The organism is Caulobacter sp. HMWF025 (genome assembly GCF_003060965.1).
Lineage (GTDB): Bacteria > Pseudomonadota > Alphaproteobacteria > Caulobacterales > Caulobacteraceae > Caulobacter.
Genome location: NZ_QAII01000073.1, coordinates 19,207 through 22,273, shown reverse-complemented (window position 1 = coordinate 22,273; position 3,067 = coordinate 19,207). Strand labels below are relative to the sequence as shown.

Annotated in this window: 4 protein-coding genes; 1 reads left to right on the top strand and 3 read right to left on the bottom strand. The window is 69.9% G+C overall.

Going from position 1 to position 3,067, the window contains the following annotated elements; translation table 11 throughout:
- Positions 1-795, top strand: a 795-nt coding sequence (locus tag DBR10_RS19860) for a DHHA1 domain-containing protein (RefSeq protein ID WP_233243332.1), incomplete at its 5' end; no start/stop codon positions are given.
- Between the two features lie 70 nt (positions 796-865).
- Here the strand turns inward: DBR10_RS19860 and DBR10_RS09010 are convergent.
- The 3 genes from DBR10_RS09010 to DBR10_RS09000 form a co-directional block, all read right to left on the bottom strand.
- On the bottom strand, positions 866-1,243 hold the full coding sequence (locus tag DBR10_RS09010) for a VOC family protein (protein ID WP_108490236.1): 378 nt from the start codon (positions 1,241-1,243) through the stop codon (positions 866-868).
- A gap of 67 nt (positions 1,244-1,310) precedes the next feature.
- Positions 1,311-2,252 carry an AEC family transporter gene (locus DBR10_RS09005; protein WP_108490235.1) on the bottom strand — a complete coding sequence of 314 codons (942 nt, stop codon included), beginning with the start codon at positions 2,250-2,252 and terminating at the stop codon, positions 1,311-1,313.
- A 39-nt stretch (positions 2,253-2,291) separates the two neighbouring features.
- Positions 2,292-3,067, bottom strand: a 776-nt coding sequence (locus DBR10_RS09000) for an esterase-like activity of phytase family protein (protein WP_199225320.1), incomplete at its 5' end; no start/stop codon positions are given.

The following is a 3,067-nucleotide window of genomic DNA, read 5'->3' as shown; positions in this document are numbered from 1 at the left end:
GTCATTCGTCAGAACGTGGCCGCCCGCACCGAGGAAATGGCCCCGCAGGAAGCCATCGAGGCCGGGGCTGTGGCCCTGTTCGGCGAAAAGTACGGGGCCAGCGTCCGGGTCCTGACCCTCGGCGACTCCCTGACCGAGGCCGGCAAGGCCTATTCGGTGGAACTTTGCGGTGGCACCCACGTCGCGCGTACCGGTGATATCGCCCTGTTCAAGATCATCTCGGAGCAGGGCGTCGCGGCCGGCGTGCGGCGCATCGAGGCCCTGACCGGTGAGGCAGCCCGCCGCTTCCTGCTGGATCAGGCCGGTGTGGCCCGCGCCCTGGCCGACCAGTTCAAGACCCCGGTCAGCGAGGTTACGGCCCGGGTTGACGCCCTGGTCGCCGACCGCAAGCGGCTGGAAAAGGAACTGGCCGAGGCCAAGAAGCAACTGGCGCTCGGGGGCGGCGGTGGCGCGGCCTCGGGCCCCGAGGATGTCGGCGGCGTGGCCCTGATCGCCCGGGTGCTGGACGGGGTCGGTGGCAAGGAATTGCGCGGCGTGGCCGAGGAGTTCAAGAAGCAGCTGGCTAGCGGCATTGTCGCCCTGGTCGGAACCAGCGACGGCAAGGCCGCTGTGACGGTGGCGGTGACCGCCGACCTGGTCGGCCGCTTCAGCGCCGCGGATCTGGCCAAGGCCGCGGTGCTGGCCATGGGCGGGCAGGGGGCCGGCGGCAAGGCCGACTTCGCCCAGGGCGGCGCGCCTGACGCGACCAAGGCCGAGGCCGGGCTCGAGGCGATCAAGGCCGCTCTGGCGGGCTGAGCGCGCCAGGCTCACGCCTGAACATTGAAGCCCGCTGCCCTGGCCGGGGCAGCGGGCTTTTCTGTGCCGCCTACTGGCTCAGAAAGGTCGAGAGCTTGTTGCCGTCTGGATCTCGCACATAGGCCCCGTAATAGCCGTCGCCATAGGCCGGGCGCGGTCCGGGCGGGCCCTCGCAGGTGCCGCCGTTGGCCAGGGCGGCGGCGTGGAAGGCATCGACCTGGGCAGGGTTCTCGGCCTGCAGGCCGACCATGATGCCGTTGCCGGCCCGGGCCGGTTGGCCGTCATGCGGCTTGCAGATGAAGACCTTGGCCTCACCGCCCTCGGGGCCGTAGCCGATCCAGTCGCCCTGTCGCCAGAGCCTGTGCTGTCCCAGCACGGCGAAGATCGCATCATAAAAGGCTTGGGCGCGGTCGAGGTCGTTGGCGCCGATGGTGACATAACGGATCATGCTGGAGTCCTCCTGTGGGAAGAAAACTAGCAAGCTCCGCTGCGGGCTGGCGAGAACAAAATGGGAACTAACTGACAGCCCGTGTCAGCAGCATCGCCACGCCTGACAGGGTTATGCAGGCCAGGGCCGTGGTCAGGGCGACGGTCCGGGCCGCTCCGCGCTCAAAGACCCCGAGGGTCCGGGTCTGGATGAAGACATTGACCGCCGTCGGGGTCGCCGCCAGCAGGGTCGCGCCCAGGCGGAAGGCGGTGGGCGCGTCGGCCAGACCGACCAGGATCCAGGTCAGGACGGGCAGGATGACCAGCTTGGCTGCGGTAGCCGACAGGATCGGGCCCCAGGCCGGCGCAGGCCGGGTCTGGTCGCCGCTCAAAACGAGGGCGGCCCCGAGAGTGACCAGGGCGACCGGGCTACCCGAGACGGCTGTGGCGGCTATGGCGCGGTCCAGCAGGTCGGGTAGTCGAAGCCCGGTGAGGGCCATGACCACGCCGATCAGCGAGGCCGCCACGATCGGGTTCGACAGGGCCTGCAGTACGGAGTGTCCGACCGACCGGCCCGAGGCCCAGCCGAGCAGGGCAATGCCGGTGGCGGCGACCAGCACAAAGTCCACGGCCACGACTCCGGCCGCCAGTCTGGCGGCTTCAGGGCCGAGGACGGCGGCGGCGACGGGGAGACCGAGGAAGGCACTGTTGCCGAGGCCCCCCGCCAGGGCCGCCCCGGCGCGCTCCTCCCGCGTCCACCCGAGGATCAGGCCGAGGATCGCCAGGCCGGCCATGACCGCCAGGGCGGCGAGGGCGAAGGCCATAAGCCCGCGCAGCAGGGCCGCATCGGTGACGTCGATCCGCGAGAGGGCGTGGATCAGCAGGGCCGGGAAGCCGATCCAGAACACATAGGCCGACAGCCCGCGCGCCATGCCGTCGTCCAGCAGCCGCAACCGGGCCATGGCGCCACCGGCCCCGACCAGCAGGAAGAAGGGCAGGACCCGGGACAGGACACTAAGGGCAAGATCCATGATGGCCGGGCGCTCGAGGGTGATCGACGCCCCGGCTTATCACTTCCGGACGGAGGGCGACCAGCCGGGCAGGGTCAGACGATAGACCAGGACCAGATTGTCATTGTCGCCGGCCGACGTGCCGTCGGCAGCCTTGATCCCGGCATCGAAGGGGATGCCGCCCACGATGCCCGTCGCCGTCTGGAAATCATTGTCGCTGCCGATGAACAGGAAGGCATCGTTCGGAGCCTTCGGGTCCAGGGCCGGCACCAGGGCCAGGGCCTCGAACTTTTCCGGCAGGGTCAGGGGCGTGGGTGCGGCATTGTCGAGGTTGAGGCCGAAGCGGGCCAGCTGGACCGGGTTGATCAGGTTGACCAGCTCGGTCTGCCGGGCGGGCGTGACACCAGGATTGAGGACGCCCTCCGGGGCGACGGGCAGGGTCGAGGTCTCAAAGGCGGATCCAGCGATATTGGTGGCCCAGGCGGTTTCGACCAGCAGGACGCTGCGATAGACGGCCGGTCGGGTCGCGCCGCCGCCGCGACCGTTGCCGTCGCGGGCCAGGACCAGGAACTGGTGATCGCTCAGGGCCAGGATCTCGGACTGGGCGGCGGTCTTGTCCGGCGCGGCCCCGTCGCCCTTGTTGCGGAACACCGGCAGCTGCACGACATATTCGGCCACCGGGGCAGTGGGCGTGGCGGTCTTGCCGATGTCGTAGACGAACAGGCGGGTATTGGCGCGGCTCTGGTCGGCGTCCTTGCCGGAGGCCGAGTCCTGGACCGTGGCGCTTTGCAACAGGGCGGCCAGGTACTTGCCGTCGGGCGTGATGCTGACGCCTT

Bases quoted from the DNA above. Each gene is read 5' to 3' on its own strand.
- DBR10_RS09010 (WP_108490236.1), bottom strand. From the start codon at position 1,243: ATGATCCGTTATGTCACCATCGGCGCCAACGACCTCGACCGCGCCCAA.
- DBR10_RS09005 (WP_108490235.1), bottom strand. From the start codon at position 2,252: ATGGATCTTGCCCTTAGTGTCCTGTCCCGGGTCCTGCCCTTCTTCCTG.